14 protein-coding genes are annotated in these 16,832 nt (G+C 43.3%); 7 read left to right on the top strand and 7 right to left on the bottom strand.

The window, feature by feature from the left end; all coding sequences use genetic code 11:
• Window positions 1-3: 3 nt before the first annotated feature.
• Together I595_RS03940 and I595_RS03935 are read right to left on the bottom strand one after the other, a co-directional pair.
• On the bottom strand, window positions 4-1,497 hold the full coding sequence (locus tag I595_RS03940) for a sensor histidine kinase (protein WP_054558114.1): 1,494 nt from the start codon (window positions 1,495-1,497) through the stop codon (window positions 4-6).
• The gene (locus I595_RS03935) at window positions 1,494-2,198 is read right to left on the bottom strand and encodes a response regulator transcription factor (RefSeq protein WP_054558113.1); all 705 of its coding nucleotides are present in this window, start codon (window positions 2,196-2,198) and stop codon (window positions 1,494-1,496) included. Before I595_RS03935 ends, I595_RS03940 begins: the two co-directional genes overlap by 4 nt.
• Window positions 2,199-2,422: 224 nt before the next feature.
• Between I595_RS03935 and I595_RS03930 the strand changes: the two genes are divergently transcribed.
• On the top strand, window positions 2,423-4,165 hold the full coding sequence (locus I595_RS03930) for a hypothetical protein (RefSeq protein ID WP_245628221.1): 1,743 nt from the start codon (window positions 2,423-2,425) through the stop codon (window positions 4,163-4,165).
• 110 nt (window positions 4,166-4,275) lie between these two features.
• On the opposite strand, the gene I595_RS03925 is transcribed toward I595_RS03930, so the two are convergent.
• Both I595_RS03925 and I595_RS03920 read right to left on the bottom strand, forming a co-directional pair.
• Complete coding sequence (locus I595_RS03925; RefSeq protein WP_054558112.1) at window positions 4,276-5,100, bottom strand: thymidylate synthase; 825 nt, start codon at window positions 5,098-5,100, stop codon at window positions 4,276-4,278.
• A gap of 141 nt (window positions 5,101-5,241) precedes the next feature.
• Window positions 5,242-6,579 carry a NupC/NupG family nucleoside CNT transporter gene (locus I595_RS03920; RefSeq protein WP_417926336.1) on the bottom strand — a complete coding sequence of 446 codons (1,338 nt, stop codon included), beginning with the start codon at window positions 6,577-6,579 and terminating at the stop codon, window positions 5,242-5,244.
• Here I595_RS03920 and I595_RS17620 point away from each other — a divergent pair.
• Complete coding sequence (locus I595_RS17620) at window positions 6,557-6,706, top strand: hypothetical protein (RefSeq protein WP_245628246.1); 150 nt, start codon at window positions 6,557-6,559, stop codon at window positions 6,704-6,706. The two genes, I595_RS03920 and I595_RS17620, sit on opposite strands and share 23 nt — an antisense overlap.
• On the opposite strand, the gene I595_RS03915 is transcribed toward I595_RS17620, so the two are convergent.
• The 3 genes from I595_RS03915 to I595_RS03905 form a co-directional block, all read right to left on the bottom strand.
• Window positions 6,703-7,332, bottom strand: a complete 630-nt coding sequence (locus tag I595_RS03915) for a bifunctional nuclease family protein (protein ID WP_054558110.1) — start codon at window positions 7,330-7,332, stop codon at window positions 6,703-6,705. The two genes, I595_RS17620 and I595_RS03915, sit on opposite strands and share 4 nt — an antisense overlap.
• A gap of 85 nt (window positions 7,333-7,417) precedes the next feature.
• A complete protein-coding gene (locus I595_RS03910; RefSeq protein WP_054558109.1) occupies window positions 7,418-8,386 on the bottom strand; it encodes an electron transfer flavoprotein subunit alpha/FixB family protein in 969 nt (322 codons plus the stop codon).
• A 30-nt stretch (window positions 8,387-8,416) separates the two neighbouring features.
• Window positions 8,417-9,163, bottom strand: coding sequence for an electron transfer flavoprotein subunit beta/FixA family protein (locus I595_RS03905; RefSeq protein WP_054558108.1), 747 nt, complete (start codon window positions 9,161-9,163; stop codon window positions 8,417-8,419).
• Window positions 9,164-9,336: 173 nt separating this feature from the next.
• Between I595_RS03905 and I595_RS03900 the strand changes: the two genes are divergently transcribed.
• From I595_RS03900 to I595_RS03880, 5 genes are all read left to right on the top strand, one after another.
• A complete protein-coding gene (locus tag I595_RS03900) occupies window positions 9,337-10,317 on the top strand; it encodes a pyruvate dehydrogenase complex E1 component subunit beta (protein WP_054558107.1) in 981 nt (326 codons plus the stop codon).
• Window positions 10,318-10,435: 118 nt separating this feature from the next.
• Entirely contained in the window at window positions 10,436-12,934 is a 2,499-nt protein-coding gene (locus I595_RS03895; protein ID WP_054558106.1) for a DUF5686 family protein, read from the top strand.
• Window positions 12,935-13,031: 97 nt separating this feature from the next.
• Window positions 13,032-13,559: an inorganic diphosphatase gene (locus tag I595_RS03890; RefSeq protein WP_054558105.1), complete on the top strand. Its 528-nt coding sequence runs from the start codon at window positions 13,032-13,034 to the stop codon at window positions 13,557-13,559.
• 118 nt (window positions 13,560-13,677) lie between these two features.
• The gene (locus I595_RS03885) at window positions 13,678-16,059 is read left to right on the top strand and encodes a sodium-translocating pyrophosphatase (RefSeq protein WP_054558104.1); all 2,382 of its coding nucleotides are present in this window, start codon (window positions 13,678-13,680) and stop codon (window positions 16,057-16,059) included.
• Between the two features lie 359 nt (window positions 16,060-16,418).
• Complete coding sequence (locus I595_RS03880; protein WP_054558103.1) at window positions 16,419-16,781, top strand: SdpI family protein; 363 nt, start codon at window positions 16,419-16,421, stop codon at window positions 16,779-16,781.
• Window positions 16,782-16,832 lie beyond the last annotated feature (51 nt).

Genomic DNA, 16,832 nt, shown 5'->3' with positions numbered 1-16,832 from the left:
TTTTTATGCTATTTGGTGCAGCGGAAGGTTAAAGGTAAACGCCGTACCTTCATTTGGTTTGCTAAAAACGTGAATGTTGGAGTTGTGCAGTTCCATGATCTTTTTTACGATGGCCAGACCAAGTCCGGAGCCTTCATTTTGTTTACCACTTTTTGTTTGCCTGTAGCGTTCAAAGATCAAGGCTTGGTGCTCGCTGAGTATTCCTGGCCCGGAGTCTTTGATCGTAATGGCAACATCCTTTTGTAGCGCCTCTATGCTTACCGTAACCTTACCGCCGTTGGGGGTGAATTTTAGCGCATTGTCCATTAAGTTTTGTATAGCCCGTTCCACCAATGAAATATCGCCAAAGACCAACGGTATGTCATGGTCCATCTCTAATTGGAGGTCTATGAGTTTTTTTTGGGCCAAACCTTGGTAATTACGGTGTATGTCATTGGCCAGTTCGCTGATTAAAAAGGGTTCTGGTTTGGGTTCAATTTGGTTGGCTTCCAACTTGGAATATTCAAAAAGCTGTGAAATTAATTTGGCCAGGCGTCCGCTACTGGAGTTAATGGTGTCCAGATACGTTTTACGTTGCTCTGCCGTTAGGCTGCCGTCCTTCATTTGCAGGGTTTCTATGTAGCCTTGGATAATGGCAAGTGGCGTGCGCAGGTCATGAGAAATATTGGCGATAAGTTCCCTCCTCATGGTTTCCAAGGATGTAATACGCTCCATGTCCCTAAGAATGGTATCTGCCATGCGGTTGTACGTAGTGGTTACCCCAGCTAGGTCGTTTTTTTCGGCATTTGCAATTCTGTAATTTAAATCGCCTTGCTGGAATCTGTTTGCGGCAAAAACCAGCTCCCTAAGTGTTTTTGTAAGGTACCAAACAGAAAGAAAGCCCAAAAGGGCAGCAAAGAGCAATGTGACCAATAAGGTTCCCACCCCAAGCTTTAAGACGTAACTGCCAAACAATAATTCCCGGGTATTGGCAAAATCCGCTCCGGCCAATACAATATAGATATAGCCTTCTGTATTTCCTTTTTTGAATTTTGCCGCCGAAAACACTTGTTGTTTATCCGGGTTTTTGGGGTCGTCCCCCAAAAAGTAACCCACTCCGTTTGCGGCAATAAAGGCCTTAACAGGAGCTAGGTCTATTCTTTTCTTATGGGTCTCTGGAGCGTCATGATCTAGTACCACGGAGTATTGTACATAACCTTGGGTATCTAACAAATACACTTCTATCGCCCGGTTCACCGCCATCATATCATGCATGATATCTCCAAAGAGGGCCTTGTTTACGGTTCCGGAACTATCGATAGGGCTTTGGTTCACAAATTTCTCATCTATAAGATCTTGGGCTAAATTGGCATGCAACCGCTGGGTTGTTTCGTTAAAATAATTATTGGATAGGTAGATGGTCGCTGCTGTATAACCGATGCCTGCCAATACTAGAATTGCCATAAAAGCCAATACCAACTTACGGATCAATCTGTTGGAGAGGATGGTCTGTTTCATAGTTCTTCGTTGAATTTATACCCAACCCCCCAAGTGGTCAGGATATAATTAGGATTGCTCATGTCTTTTTCAATTTTGGCCCTTAGCCTATTTATATGGGAATTTACGGTATGTTCGTAGCCTTGAAAATCGTATCCCCAAATCAGGTTCAAAAGTTTGGTGCGGTCATAGCTCTTGCCAGGATTGGATGCCAGTAGGACCAACAGTTCAAATTCCTTTGGTGAAAGTTCTATACGTTGCTTGTCAAGAACCACTTTTCGCATTTCAATGTCAATGGAAAGTGAACCAAATTGGAGCAACTGCCCGGTATTTGTGCCTAGCTGTTGGTTCATCGCCATTTTTTGTCTCCTAAATATTGCTTTTACCCGAGCAATAAATTCCCTTACGCTAAAGGGTTTTGTCAGGTAATCATCGGCCCCAACTTCCAATCCCAAAACCTTGTCTATTTCCTCAGATTTCGCCGTCAACATTAAAATAGGGGTTTGAATTTGGTTTGCCCTGATTTTTTGACAAACCTCAATACCGTCCATTTCCGGCAGCATTACATCCAATACAATCAAGTCTGGCACGGTTTCAATGGCCAATCGGAGACCGTCATCACCTCGGTTGGCCGTTAGGATGCTACAGTTAAGGTCTTTCAAGTGAATTTCCAACAGGCGGATGATTTCTGCATCATCTTCAATAAGCAATACATGTTTCATTAAGGGCGAAATAAAAGCTAAACTATCACGAAACCTTCACAAGGGTTGTGAATTTACGGCCTCGCTTGGCCCATTTGGTCGTAAAAGCCGCCTATTTCTTGCATCATCCGCAAAAACTTTTGCTTAAGACATTGATTATCAATTGGTAATAAAATTTGATTTTCTTGTGATACTTCTGTTACAGCTTCCGGGTTCCTTTGTTTCAAATTTAAAACACATAAAAAATGAACAATTTTAAAACACTATTGGTACTATGCGCTTTTGTGGCGTTTATGACAAGTTGTGAGGATGATGATGGTATTGAGGCCGTTGTTACCTTGGATGCAGGAACCTTAAATGGAGGTCCTTTTACCTTTGCGGTAGACGGCGTTCCGGATATGGTCAACGGCATCACCCTTAATGCGGCCAATCTCACAGGAAGCATCCAAAACTATGTCATCACGGACGATGAAAAAAATATTTTAGGTCTGCCCCCTACCTTGGAGGCTGTAGAAGGGGTGGATTTTGATGCCGCAGGGGTTGGAGCCTGCTACATTTACCATATCACCTACGAGCCGGGGCTAACCGGTTTGGAAACCGGTGCTAACCTTGATGCGTTGTCTGGTGATTTTGACCTTTCCAATTTTGTTATTGTCAACAGAAATGCCCTCAACGCCGGCGTACTTTCCGGAGGGCCGTTTTCCTTTCTTGTTGATGGAATGCCTGATATGGTTTCTGGCATAACACTGGATAATACCGAGTTAAATGGCGAAACACAAAACTATGTCATCACTGACGACCAGCGTAATATTTTAGGGCTCCCACCAACCCTAGAGGCGGTAGAGGGGGTTAATTTTGATGCCGCGGGCATAGGGTCTTGTTATATTTATCACCTTACCTTTTCTGGAACCCTTTCAGGATTGGAAGCTGGGGAAAATTTGGATGATTTGGCCGGAAACTTCAGTTTATCCAATTTTATAGAGGTGGCGCGTAATGGTCTTACCCCCGGTATCCTTTCTGGCGGTCCTTATGACTTTACCGTTGATGGCATGCCCGATATGGCCACAGACTTGGCACTGGATAACAGCGGAATTACTGGAACCAACCAAGGGTTTGTGATTACCGATGCGGATTTAAACATTTTGGGCTTGCCACCTACTTTGGAGGCCGCACAGGGTGTGGATTTTGATGGGGCAGGAGTGGGCGTTTGCCTTATATGGCACATCACCTATGAGGATGGTATTGTAGGATTGGAAGCTGGCGGAAACGCAGCCAATTTGGACGGTTTCTTTGCACTGTCTAACTCCATTACGGTGAACAGGAATGGACTAAACCCTGGTATCCTTTCTGGTGGCCCCTATGAATTTGTGGTGGATGGGACGCCAGATATGGCCAACGGTCTAGATTTGGACGCTAGCGGCATTACTGGCTCCAATCAAGGTTTTGTGATCACGGACGACCAGTTGAATATTTTAGGCTTGCCGCCAACCTTGGAGGCTGCCCGTGGGGTGGACTTTGATGGTGCAGGTGCGGGGGTTTGTTTAATTTGGCACATTACCTACGAAGATGGTATCGTAGGTTTGGAGGCTGGTGCAAATGCCGCTAACCTAGACGGTTTCTTTGCCTTGTCCAACTCCATTACCGTAACAAGAAACCCATTGAATGCAGGAACCCTAAACGGAGGCCCCTTTACCTTTAGTGTAGACGGAACCCCAGATATGGTCAGTGGCATTACCTTGGATGATAGCGGGCTAAACGGTTCACTGCAAACCTATGTTATCACGGATGCAGCAGGCAATATCCTAGGACTGCCACCTACGCTAATGGCAGTGGAAGGTGTTGATTTTGATGGTGCCGGTACAGGAGTCTGCTACATCTGGCATCTTACTTATGAGGATGGTTTAACTGGATTGGCCATGGGAGAAAATACAAGCAATCTCAATGGATTTTTTGACCTCTCCAATTTTATAACGGTTACAAGAAATTAAATTTTTGAAAAAGAGGATTCAAGTGTTTGATTAATTGTTTAAAAGCCCAAGTGAATGCTTGGGCTTTTTTTATTTTGTAGTGTAGCTAAACGCTATTCCCCAGTTTGCTTTTAAATGGCCACCATTGCCTTAATATGTGGATGTGGATGATAGTCCACTAGGGTAAAATCATCGAAGGTGAATCCCAAGATATCCTTTACGTTGGGGTTCAATAGCATCTTGGGTAGCGGCCTAATATCCCGGGATAGTTGTAATTGCACCTGTTCCATATGGTTGTTGTAGATGTGCGCATCACCAAAAGTGTGGATAAAATCACCCGCTTTATATCCGCAGACCTGTGCCATCATCATGGTAAACAATGCATAGGAAGCAATGTTAAAGGGTACCCCCAAAAAAATATCCGCACTGCGTTGGTACAATTGGCAGCTCAACTTGCCATCGGCCACATAGAATTGAAAAAAGGCATGGCAGGGAGGCAGGGCCGCCTTGCCGTTGGCCACGTTGTCCGCAAAAGAAATGGAAGTATCTGGCAGCACGCTTGGGTTCCAGGCAGAGACCAACATCCGCCTGCTATTGGGATTGGTTTTTAAGGTGTGGATGACCTCTTGGATTTGGTCTATTTCCTCGCTGTTCCAATTGCGCCATTGATGGCCGTATACGGGACCCAAATCACCATTTTCGTCTGCCCACTCGTTCCAAATGCGCACACCGTTTTCCTTAAGATAGCCAATATTGGTATCGCCCTTTAAAAACCACAACAGCTCATGGATAATGGATTTAAGGTGTAGTTTTTTGGTGGTCACCATGGGGAAACCTTCAGAAAGATCAAACCGCATCTGGTATCCAAAAACGCTTTTGGTCCCTGTTCCGGTCCGGTCTCCTTTTTGATTGCCGTGTTCCAATACATGCTCCAGTAACTCGTGATATTGTTTCATAGGCATTTGTATCCTGATTTGCAGGATGTGTAAAAATTAGATTAAAAATAAGGAAATAGAATATCCGCAATGCGTAAAACATTAGGACACTTATCAATAATTATCAACCACTTGAGTTTGTTTTTTTTTGGCAAAGGGCTACTATCCCAAAATCATCCCAGCAATGGTAGCGGAAAGCAAGGATGCCAAGGACCCCCCAAGAACCGCCTTCATCCCAAATTGTGATAGGGTTTTGCGTTGGCTTGGAGCTAAAGATCCAATGCCACCAATTTGGATGCCGATAGAAGCAAAATTTGCAAAGCCACAAAGCATATACGTCGCCATTATGACGGATTTGTTATAGGTAAGATGGGCAGAGCTTGCCAAATTCTTTAATTCTGCCAATTGTATATACCCCACAAATTCACTTGCCGCCAGTTTTATCCCCAGTAATTGCCCCATGAGCATTACGTCTTCATTGGCAACGCCAATAAGCCACATGAGCGGGGCAAAAATGGTACCTAATATAGCTTCCAAAGAAAACTTTTCGTAAGGGGAATTGGCGGCAATCCAGCCGTTAAAGGACGTCCAGTCCCCAACACCTCCCAAAACCCCATTGATCATAGCTATAAAAGCAACAAATACCAATAGCATGGCCCCTACGTTAACGGCCAATTTTAGTCCTTCCGTAGTCCCGTTTGCAATGGCATCCAACAGGTTGGCTCCAATACGCTCTTGAGATACTTGTACATCCGTATTGATGTGCTCCGTTTGTGGGTATAGTATTTTGGAAATAATAATGGCCCCGGGCGCAGCCATAACGGATGCAGCCAATAAATGCTTGGCAAATACCAAACGGAGTACGGGGTCCTCACCACCTAGAAAGCCAATGTAGGCTGCCAAAACGGCCCCAGCCACCGTGGCCATACCACCAATCATGACCAAAAGGATTTCAGATTTGTTCATTTTTTCCAAATAGGCTTTGATGAGCAACGGGGCCTCTGTCTGGCCCAAGAAAATATTTCCGGCAATGGACAAACTCTCAGCGCCGGAAATCCCTAAGGATTTGGTCAATAACCAGGCAAGCCATTTTACTATTTTTTGAATGACGCCCAAGTAAAAAAGAACGGAGGTAAGTGCAGAAAAAAAAATGATGGTGGGCAATACCTGAAAGGCAAAAATATATCCAAAAGTATCCATGTCAACGACTAGTCCCTCAAATAAAAATTGGCTTCCTGCTCGGGTAAAATCCAGTATGTTGACAAAGACTTGGCCAACGGCCTCAAAAATGGTTTGTACAAAGGGTACTTTAAGTACTCCTATCGCTATTATAATTTGTATGCCAAGACCAATGCCAACCGTTTTCCAGTTAATGGCGCGTCTATTGGCGCTAAATAAAAAAGCTATTAAAATTAACACCCCCATTCCCAAAGCTCCCCTAAGAAGTGTGTTGAGGCTAAAACCTTGGTTGGGAACCATGTTTTCCGGGGAAGAAACCATGTCCGAGGCACTTAATGAAAGAATGATGGAGTTTGGTGATAGGGTAGCTGCTGAAGTAGATAAGCCCAGCAATAGAAACCCTAGAAAAAACCAGCACCGTAAGGATAGCATAGACCGTGTGGATTAATTACGTTTGGAGATTTCGTCCCGTAATTTGGCCGCTTTTTCATAATCCTCGTCTGCAACGGCCTTCTCTAATTCTTTATGGAGTTCATCCAACGTGAGTTCCCTGTAGCCCGTATTACCGCCGCTTTCAATCTCAACGGTTTCACTTTCTTGTAGGATTTCATCCACTACAATGCTTTCGTCGTTATTCCCGTCTTCTGTTTCCTTGGAAGAAAACTTAAGAAAGATACCTGCTTTGTCCAGAATGGTCTTATAGGTAAAAATCGGGGCGTTGAACCTCAGTGCCAAGGCAATGGCATCGCTCGTTCTAGCATCGATAATTTCTTCTACACCTTCCCGCTCACAGATAATACTGGAATAAAAAACACCATCTACCAGTTTGTGGATAATCACCTGCTTCACGGTAATGCCAAAACGGTCAGAAAAACTTTTAAAAAGGTCATGCGTCAACGGTCGCGGAGGTTGAATCTCCTTTTCCAATGCAATGGCAATGGACTGTGCTTCAAAAGCTCCAATGACAATGGGCAACTTTCGATCCCCTTCCACTTCATTTAAAATAAGGGCATAGGCCCCATTTTGTGTTTGGCTGTAAGAAATCCCCTTTATTTTTAACCGTACTAAGCTCATACCTGATAAAACAAAAAAAGCTGCTCAAATAAGTGGCAATGACAATTATTTGAACAGCCGCTTCAAAGAAGCAAAGTAACAAAAATTAAGCGTTTTGGGCTTTAAATTCCTTTAATTTTTCAATCAGCTGCGGCACAACTTCAAAAGCGTCACCTACCACCCCATAATCTGCCGCCTTAAAGAAAGGGGCCTCCGGGTCTGTATTAATGACCACTTTTGTTTTTGAGGCACTTACCCCCGCCAGGTGTTGTATGGCCCCAGAGATTCCAATAGCTATGTAAAGATTGCTGGCAACTGGTTTTCCCGTTTGGCCAACGTGCTCTCCGTGTGGTCTCCAACCCAGGTCGGAGACCGGTTTGGAGCAGGCGGTGGCCGCACCTAAAACGTCTGCGAGTTCCTCTATCATTCCCCAGTTTTCCGGCCCTTTAAGTCCCCTGCCGGCGGAAACCACCACATCGGCATCCGCAATCGTGGCTTTGCCCACCACCTTGTCTACCTCAACGGACTTGGCTCCAAAATCTTTATCATTTACTTGCACGGCAAAGTCTTCAACATCGACTTGGACCCCATGTTCCACCACCCCAAAGGAGTTGTTGGAGACACCAATGATTCTGGTTTCCGAGGTAATTTCAGTATGGGCAAAACCTTTGTTGCTAAAAGCCGTTCTTTTAACTACTAGGGGTGATGTGCTTACCGGGGCGGCAACAACGTTTGGGACATAACCGGCATTTAATTTTGCGGCTAGGATGCCACTCAAAAATTTACTGTCCGCACTGGAACTAATAATGATGGTTTTTGCATTTTCACTAATAGCGGCCTCCGCAATGGCATTGGCGTAAGCTTTGGCATTGAAGTTGGTTAGCTGCTCATTTGAAACATGTTTGACCTTGTTTGCGCCATATTGGCCCAGAACAGAGCAATCAGAGGCATTGATGGCAAGAGCGGTAACGGTATCACCTAATTGTTGGGCTACTTCATATGCGTAGGAAACCGCTTCAAATGCGTTCTTTTTAAAATTTCCTTTGTCTGACTCGGTATAAACTAAAACTGACATATCTTTTCTTTTATCGTTAAACGTGGCCTTTTAAATAGCTTTGGCTTCATTGTGCAATAAGCTGATCAATTCATCAATATTCCCTGCATCAACCAATTTCACGGGTCCTTTGGCCGCTGGTTTTTCAAATTTTACATCGGCTGTCATTGTTGGTGCATCTGTGGCCTCCACAACATGTAAGGCTTTTTTTCTTGCCATCATGATTCCCCTCATATTAGGGATGCGTAAATCACTTTCTTCCACCAGTCCTTTTTGTCCACCAATAACCAAGGGCAGGGAAGTTGCGATGGTTTCATTCCCCCCATCTATTTCCCTCACGGCTTTGGCATCCGTACCCTCAATTTCTAGGGAAACACAGGTGTTCACAAAATTCATGTCCAAAAGGGTGGCAATAATGCCCGGTACCATGCCCCCGTTGTAATCTATGGATTCACGTCCGGCAATAATTAAATCGTAACCCCCATTTTTGGCTACTTCTGCTAATTGCCTGGCCACAAAAAAACCGTCTGTAGGTTCTGCGTTGATGCGGATGGCCTCATCTGCACCAATGGCCAGTGCCTTTCTTATGGTAGGTTCCGTTTGCGCTCCGCCAACCGTGGCAACATGCACGGTAGCACCCTGCTTTTCTTTGAACCACATGGCCCGTGTTAGACCAAATTCATCGTTCGGATTAATGACAAATTGTACCCCATTGGTATCAAATTTAGTATCTCCTTCGGTAAAGTTTATTTTTGAAGTAGTGTCCGGTACATTACTTATGCAAACAAGAATCTTCATAATGATTTCAATTTTTCTCTGTCAAAGATACTGAAACAATCCTAAATTTACTATGCATGCATAGTAAATTTTTCAAGTTTTTTTAAAAAGTATGCCGTATAGTTTGCTGTAATATTTCCTATTTTTGCTTGCGTTTTTAAAGCGACAGAATCTTAATCTAGGAGAGGAAATTTATGAAGACACTACAATTTAGGGAAGCCATTTGCGAGGCGATGTCAGAAGAAATGCGTTTGGACGATACCATTTATTTAATGGGCGAGGAAGTCGCTGAGTATAATGGTGCCTACAAGGCTTCCAAAGGAATGTTGGATGAGTTTGGTCCGGAAAGGGTAGTGGACACCCCCATTTCCGAGCTTGGTTTTGCCGGCATAGGCGTTGGTTCTGCCATGTTGGGCAATAGGCCCATCATAGAATTTATGACCTTCAATTTTTCCTTGGTAGGTATTGACCAAATTATAAACAACGCCGCCAAGATACGGCAAATGTCTGGTGGCCAATTTGCTTGTCCCATTGTATTTAGGGGTCCTACAGCGTCTGCTGGGCAATTGGCCGCAACCCACTCGCAGGCTTTTGAAAGTTGGTATGCCAACTGCCCAGGCCTAAAGGTGGTGGTTCCTTCCAACCCCGCCGATGCCAAAGGATTGTTAAAAGCATCTATACGCGATGACGACCCCGTAATTTTTATGGAGTCTGAACAAATGTATGGGGATAAAGGGGAAGTTCCGGAAGGCGAGTATACCATTCCATTGGGCGTAGCCGATATTAAAAGGGCTGGCACCGATGTTACCATCGTTTCCTTTGGAAAAATCATTAAAGAGGCCTACAAAGCTGCCGATGAATTGGAAAAAGAAGGAATTAGCTGCGAAATCATTGATTTGCGCACCGTGAGGCCCATGGATATTGATTGTATCATTAATTCCGTGAAGAAAACCAATCGTTTGGTCATCCTAGAAGAAGCTTGGCCCTTTGGTAATGTGGCCACCGAAATCATCTACCATGTCCAAGATAAGGCGTTTGACTATCTGGATGCCCCAGTGGTTAAAATCAACACGGCAGATACCCCAGCACCCTATTCCCCAGTTTTGTTGGAAGAATGGTTGCCCAATAGTGGGGATGTCATCAAAGGCGTGAAGAAGGTGATGTACAAAAGCTAAAATGTACTACGTAAGTTATAATAGCCTCGCCGACAAATGTTGGCGGGGCTTTGTTTTTGATAAATGGTTCCACTTAATGTAAAGCATCTATTTCATCGTGTTCGGGAGTAAAATTGACATGAAACAACCCTTGGTTATCCTTATCATCCTATGTTGCCATGTTTTTGGTTTTGGCCAAAGCAAAGTAAGCGGTTTGGTGACGGACGGGTCTGGGGAACCTGTCGCTTTTGCAAATATTGTTTTTAAGAATTCTTCTGAAGGCACCATTAGTAATGATAACGGCCGCTTTTATTTGGAGTCTGAGCAAACCTATGATACCTTGGTGGTTTCCTTTATTGGCTATGAGACTAGGGAAATCCCGTTAGTGAAAAAAGTGAACTATGATCTTGCCATAGTACTTGTAGATGCGGCCCAAGCCCTTGGTGAAGTAGTGGTCTATACCGGGAAACAATCCAAGAAAAATAACCCTGCCATAGCCATTCTTAGAAAAATATGGGCCAAGAAAAGGGAAAATGGCCTTAAGAAATACCAAAGTTACGCCTATGATAAATATGAAAAAATTGAGTTTGATCTTAATACCATTGATAGTGCGCTTATAAAAAGTAAGGTTTTTAAAGGGCTGGAGTTTGTGTTCCAAGATTTGGATACCTCTAGAATCACCGGCAAGACTTATCTGCCGATTTTTTTGAACGAGGTGGCCTCCAAAGTGTATGGGGATAACCGGTATAATTTGGAAAAAGTGGAAGTTCAAGGCAATAAAAGTTCAGGTTTTGGGGGCAACCAAGCCATCACCGCTTTTATAGAAGATTTGTACACGGATTATAACATTTATGACAATTATCTAAAGTTTTTTAGTAAGAGTTTTACGAGTCCACTTTCCAAAACAGGTATAGATACTTACAATTACGTCTTGTCCGATAGTGCGTATATAGACCACAAGTGGTGCTATAATATCATTTATTATCCAAGACGAAACAATGAGCTTACGTTTAAAGGTGATTTTTGGGTAAATGATACCACCTTCGCCATAAAAAAAATAAACCTAGAGGTGACCAAAAGCGCCAATATCAATTGGATAAAAGAAGTGTATATAGAACAGGATTTTGAGGTGGTGAGCGATTCTGTTTTTCTTCTGAAACGGGATTATATGCTCAGTGATTTTGCGCTATCCAAAAAGGAGGAATCCAAGGGGGTCTATGGAAAAAGGACAACGGTCTACGATCATTATAATTTTAATACAGACCTGCCGGAAAAGTTCTACAAAACCGTTTCTGACCCTTATGACCCTAGGGTATTTCAGCGGGATAGTACCTTTTGGGGCAATGCAAGATTGGAACAATTAAATGAGGATGAGTCTGGGATTTTTAAACTGTTGGATACCTTAAAGACGGTGCCTAAGTTCAATACCTTCTATAATATGGCCAGTATTTTGGCATCTGGGTATGTAGAAATTGATAAATGGAACCTTGATATTGGTGACCTTTACAGCACTTTTGGATTTAACGATGCGGAAGGGGTGCGTTTAAGGGCCGGGGCAAGAACCTTTTTTAGTCAAAACGATCAATGGCGTTTGGAAGGTTATGGCGCCTATGGTTTCATGGATAGACGGTTTAAGCATGGGTTGTCCGGTAAATTTATGCTGGACCGCAAGAGCCGCCTTATTTTGTCAGGGGGGCATCGCAGGGATGTGGAACAGTTAGGCATCACCCTAACCAGTACCACGGATGTTTTGGGCAGGAGTATTGCCTCCTCCGCTTTGGTGACCGTGGGTAACAATAACCGTTTGACCAACATTAATTTAGCAGTGGCCAATATTGAGATGGAACCGGTCCAAAATTTCAGGGTTTCGGTAGGGGCATCCTTCAGAAATCTTAGGTCTGCCTTGCCAGAAGACTTTAGTTTGGATTTTATAGATCCAACTTCACCAACGGGAATAGCATCGGAAATTAAACAGTTTGACATTAATACCACCTTGGTGTACACTCCCGGAAAAAAGACTATTGGCTATGGGGTGGAACGTTATGACGTGAACAGTAATTACAGTACGTTGTTGTTAAATTATACCGCAGGGCTGCAAGGGTTTTTGGAAAGTGATTTTGATTACAGCCGTTTACAGTTTTCCTACACACAACCGTGGCAGCTGGGCGGATTGGGAAGGTTGACCAGTACCGTGGAATTGGGCAAGACCTTTGGGGAGGTGCCCTTAGGTCTGTTAAGCGTAATACCGGGCAACCAGACCTTGTTCACCATTTACAATACCTTTCCGAACCTAGATTTTTATGAGTTTGTCACCGATACCTACGCCACTATGCACCTAGAGCATAATTTTAACGGCCGTCTGTTTTCCCGGATTCCGTTATTGCGCAAACTTAACCTCAGGGAAATTATGGGTTTTAGGGCGGCTTGGGGCACTATTTCCCAAGCTAATATCGCACTAAGTTCCCCCACCAACATACCGCTATTGGCTCCAGATGCAGCGCCCTACTATGAATATTCTTTTGGGGTAGGCAATATTTTTAAGGTATTTAGGATAGATTTTAACTTTAGGGGAAATTATTTGGATGCCCCTAACGCAAGACCTTTTGGGGTCACCGGCTCCTTTGGGTTTAGCTTTTAGGCTAGGGATTACAGTAATACCTTACATTCTTAATACTATCTTCACGCTCATTCCGTTAGCTAAACGTAATTTTGTACGTAGTAATAAAAATTAGTGTATGAGTATTGAAGAAGTGACGTCGTTTGATGTGTTGATAGAAATTCCAAAAGGAAGTAGAAATAAGTACGAATATGATTTTACCCTAAACAAAATCAGGTTCGATAGAACCCTCTTCTCCTCTATGATGTATCCAGGGGACTACGGTTTTATTCCAGAAACTTTGGCATTGGATAAAGATCCGCTAGATGTGCTGGTCATGGGCACGGAGCCTACCTATCCCATGGTGGTCATGGAGGTGAAACCCATAGGGGTTTTTCATATGACCGATGAAAAAGGACCCGATGAAAAAATTATCTGTGTGCCGGTCTCCGATCCCATTTGGAATAAAAGAAATGATATTGCCGATTTAAACCCCCATAGGCTTAAGGAAATAGAGCATTTCTTCCAAGTCTATAAAGATTTGGAAAAGAAAAAGGTGGATACCGGTGGATGGGGAGATGCAGAGGAAGCCAAAAAAATATACATAGAGTGCGTTAAGCGTTATGAGGATAGCGAGCACAAAAAGAAGCGCACTTTTGTGATTTAATTGACCCGTAAACCTATAAGGATTTTTAAAGCATTCCACACTTCGTGGGATGCTTTTTTTATTACTGGGTGTTTTACTACATTTGCGCCACTCTAAAAACTATAAATAACTAATAATTATGGAATTAATCGTAAAGTTTTTGCCTGCCTTTGGCATTTTGGCACTAGTGTACGTTTTTATTAAAAGCGGCTGGGTATCCAAACAAGAGGTTGGTGATGCTAAAATGGCCCGTATCGCCAAAAATATCGCGGATGGGGCAATGTCTTTCTTGAAAGCGGAGTACAAAATTCTTTCTGTTTTTGTTGCCGCTGTCGCTATCCTTTTATTTTTTAAAGGAAGCAATGAGGTTGGCTCCAATGGAATGGTTGCCGTTTCGTTTATCGTAGGTGCCATCTGTTCTGCCTTAGCGGGTTTTATAGGGATGAAAGTTGCCACTAAAGCAAACGTTCGTACCACCAATGCAGCCAGAACCTCTTTGGGCAAGGCCTTGGAAGTTGCTTTTGCCGGAGGGGCCGTCATGGGTCTTGGTGTTGTAGGTCTCGGTGTTTTGGGGCTAAGCGGTTTGTTCATGATTTATAGTGGACAAGGTTGGGAACTTGGTGAAGTGCTTAATGTACTTTCCGGTTTTTCCCTTGGTGCTTCTTCTATTGCACTTTTTGCCCGTGTGGGCGGTGGTATTTATACCAAAGCGGCAGATGTTGGCGCGGATTTGGTAGGTAAGGTAGAGGCTGGTATCCCAGAAGACCACCCTTTAAACCCTGCAACCATTGCAGACAACGTTGGAGACAATGTAGGTGACGTAGCTGGTATGGGTGCGGATTTGTTTGAGTCTTATGTGGGCTCCATTATAGGAACCATGGTATTGGGTGCTGCTTTTACCCAAATCCCTGCTTTTGCTGGTGCTTTTGACGGTTTAGGTGCGGTTTACCTTCCCTTGGTATTGGCCGCGATAGGTATTATCATGTCTATCATAGGTACTTTCTTTGTAAAGGTTAAAGACGGTGGTAACCCACAGACAGCGCTTAATATTGGTGAATTTGGTTCTGCTGCCTTAATGCTGGTGGCCTCCTATTTCATCATCGATAATATGTTGCCGGAAAGCTGGATTTTTGGCGGGGTTGAATATGGTTCATTTGGGGTATTTATGGCTGTTGTAGCCGGTCTTGTTGCTGGTCTTGCTGTTGGAAAAATTACCGAATATTATACGGGCACGGGTACAAAACCGGTGAACTCCATTGTGCGTCAGTCAGAAACGGGCGCTGCAACCACTATTATTGCAGGATTAGGTGTTGGGATGATGTCCACCATGTTCCCGATTATTTTTATCGCCATTGCGATTTTGGTTTCCCACCATTTTGCAGGCTTGTACGGTATTGCCATCGCGGCAGTAGGGATGTTGGCAAACACGGGAATTCAATTAGCTGTTGATGCTTACGGACCAATTTCTGACAATGCCGGTGGTATTGCCGAAATGGCAGAATTAGAGCCGGAGGTAAGGGAGCGTACGGATAAATTGGATGCTGTAGGTAATACAACGGCTGCCATTGGTAAAGGTTTTGCAATTGCTTCTGCTGCCTTAACGGCCTTGGCGTTGTTTGCTGCCTTTATGCAAACGGCCAATGTTGCTGCCATTGATGTGTCCAAACCCACAGTTATGGCCGGTCTATTGGTAGGCGGGATGTTGCCATTTGTATTCTCTGCACTTTCCATGAATGCAGTAGGTAGGGCAGCCATGGCGATGATTGAAGAAGTTCGTAGACAGTTTAGGGACATTCCACAACTAAAAGCGGCCCTGGAAGTAATGAGAGCTGTTGATTCTGATATGTCCAAAGCCACACCAGAGCAGAGAGCAACATTTGATGCTGCGGATGGGGTTGCGGAATATGATAAGTGCGTGGCGATTTCTACCCAGGCTTCCATTAAGGAAATGGTGTTGCCAGGTTTACTGGCCATTGCCGTCCCAGTTGCCGTTGGTTTCTTGGGTGGTGCAGAAATGTTAGGTGGTCTTTTGGCCGGTGTAACCACTTGTGGGGTTCTAATGGCTATTTTTCAGTCCAATGCTGGTGGCGCATGGGACAACGCCAAAAAAATGATTGAAGAACAAGGTAGAAAGGGTACGGAGGCGCATAAGGCCGCCGTAGTTGGTGATACCGTTGGTGATCCTTTTAAGGATACCTCTGGACCTTCTTTGAACATCTTACTAAAATTAATGTCCGTTGTAGCCTTGGTGATTGCACCAAGTATTGCCATTAGTGCAGATACCATGATGGCTTACAATGAAGAAAAAATAGCTACGGAAATGGTTCAAAAACAGGTGGAGCAAAAAATAGCTGTGGAAATGAACAGTTTGGAAGATGGTTCCTATAAAGCCACGGTTATCGCATCCACCGTATCCAATGGGGACGTGGTAGAAGAAACGGTAAAAGAGTTTACCGGAGCTACCAAGGAAGAGGTTAAGGCCCAAGTTGAGGCATACAATAGTGCCATACGCGTGGAATAAGGAGGTTAGACCTTCCAAATGTATCGGAACGTCATTGAATCAACTAAAACCTGCAAAGTTCGCTTTGCAGGTTTTTTTGTTTTAGGAAAAAGTGTCAAGGTACGCTCCATACTTACCCTAAAAGGCGTTTTTTTTCTTTAGTATGGGTCCATGGTTTGTTCAGTTTTTTCTTTGCAATGACTGCACTTCTAATAATGTATTTGCAACCTCTGGAAAGAGAGTTTGAGTTTTCACGATTGAAGAAGTTCTTATCAATAAAAACTAAACTGATTAAAAGTTAAGATATATTTGAATCCTACAATATAAAATATTTTTTCTAAACAATCTAAACCACACCTTTGGCATTTAAAAAATAAATTATGATTGAGACTAATAATATTTTATTTATAGCCCCATTTTTCTTAGGACCCTTGTTAAGTATTAGCGGATATATTTTGGTGAAAAAGCCACCAAAAAAGATTAATCATTTTTATGGTTATAGGACAAAAACTTCAATGAAATCCAAAGAAATTTGGGATTACTCCCAACAATATGCAGGGAGGCAATTAATTCGTTTTGGGATTATAATTTTTTTCATGTCCCTGCTTGGATTAATCTTTGATATAGAAATTAGAATGAGCTTAATAATTTTTGTTAGCTATTTCTTATTTGGCTGCATTGTTTTGATTTATTTAATTGAGAAAGAACTAAAAAAAAAATATAATAGTAATAATAAGTCTTAGGATAGTAACAACACTCGAATCTTTTACCCTGGTTAAAAGATATCTTCCGTT

Origin of the sequence: Croceitalea dokdonensis DOKDO 023 (genome assembly GCF_001306415.1) — a bacterium.
In the GTDB taxonomy this organism is placed as follows: domain Bacteria; phylum Bacteroidota; class Bacteroidia; order Flavobacteriales; family Flavobacteriaceae; genus Croceitalea; species Croceitalea dokdonensis.
The sequence above is the reverse complement of the archived record's forward strand: the minus strand, read 5'-3'. Positions and strand labels throughout refer to the sequence as shown.

What these genes read in the sequence shown, in the direction of transcription:
- I595_RS03885 (WP_054558104.1), top strand. Translation starts at nt 13,678, where the DNA reads ATGGAATTAATCGTAAAGTTTTTGCCTGCCTTTGGCATTTTGGCACTA.
- I595_RS03920 (WP_417926336.1), bottom strand. Translation starts at nt 6,579, where the DNA reads ATGGTTTCTTCCCCGGAAAACATGGTTCCCAACCAAGGTTTTAGCCTC.
- I595_RS03925 (WP_054558112.1), bottom strand. Translation starts at nt 5,100, where the DNA reads ATGAAACAATATCACGAGTTACTGGAGCATGTATTGGAACACGGCAAT.
- I595_RS03890 (WP_054558105.1), top strand. Translation starts at nt 13,032, where the DNA reads ATGAGTATTGAAGAAGTGACGTCGTTTGATGTGTTGATAGAAATTCCA.
- I595_RS03880 (WP_054558103.1), top strand. Translation starts at nt 16,419, where the DNA reads ATGATTGAGACTAATAATATTTTATTTATAGCCCCATTTTTCTTAGGA.
- I595_RS03905 (WP_054558108.1), bottom strand. Translation starts at nt 9,163, where the DNA reads ATGAAGATTCTTGTTTGCATAAGTAATGTACCGGACACTACTTCAAAA.
- I595_RS03935 (WP_054558113.1), bottom strand. Translation starts at nt 2,198, where the DNA reads ATGAAACATGTATTGCTTATTGAAGATGATGCAGAAATCATCCGCCTG.
- I595_RS03930 (WP_245628221.1), top strand. Translation starts at nt 2,423, where the DNA reads ATGAACAATTTTAAAACACTATTGGTACTATGCGCTTTTGTGGCGTTT.
- I595_RS03900 (WP_054558107.1), top strand. Translation starts at nt 9,337, where the DNA reads ATGAAGACACTACAATTTAGGGAAGCCATTTGCGAGGCGATGTCAGAA.
- I595_RS03895 (WP_054558106.1), top strand. Translation starts at nt 10,436, where the DNA reads ATGAAACAACCCTTGGTTATCCTTATCATCCTATGTTGCCATGTTTTT.
- I595_RS17620 (WP_245628246.1), top strand. Translation starts at nt 6,557, where the DNA reads ATGTTTTCCGGGGAAGAAACCATGTCCGAGGCACTTAATGAAAGAATG.
- I595_RS03910 (WP_054558109.1), bottom strand. Translation starts at nt 8,386, where the DNA reads ATGTCAGTTTTAGTTTATACCGAGTCAGACAAAGGAAATTTTAAAAAG.
- I595_RS03915 (WP_054558110.1), bottom strand. Translation starts at nt 7,332, where the DNA reads ATGAGCTTAGTACGGTTAAAAATAAAGGGGATTTCTTACAGCCAAACA.
- I595_RS03940 (WP_054558114.1), bottom strand. Translation starts at nt 1,497, where the DNA reads ATGAAACAGACCATCCTCTCCAACAGATTGATCCGTAAGTTGGTATTG.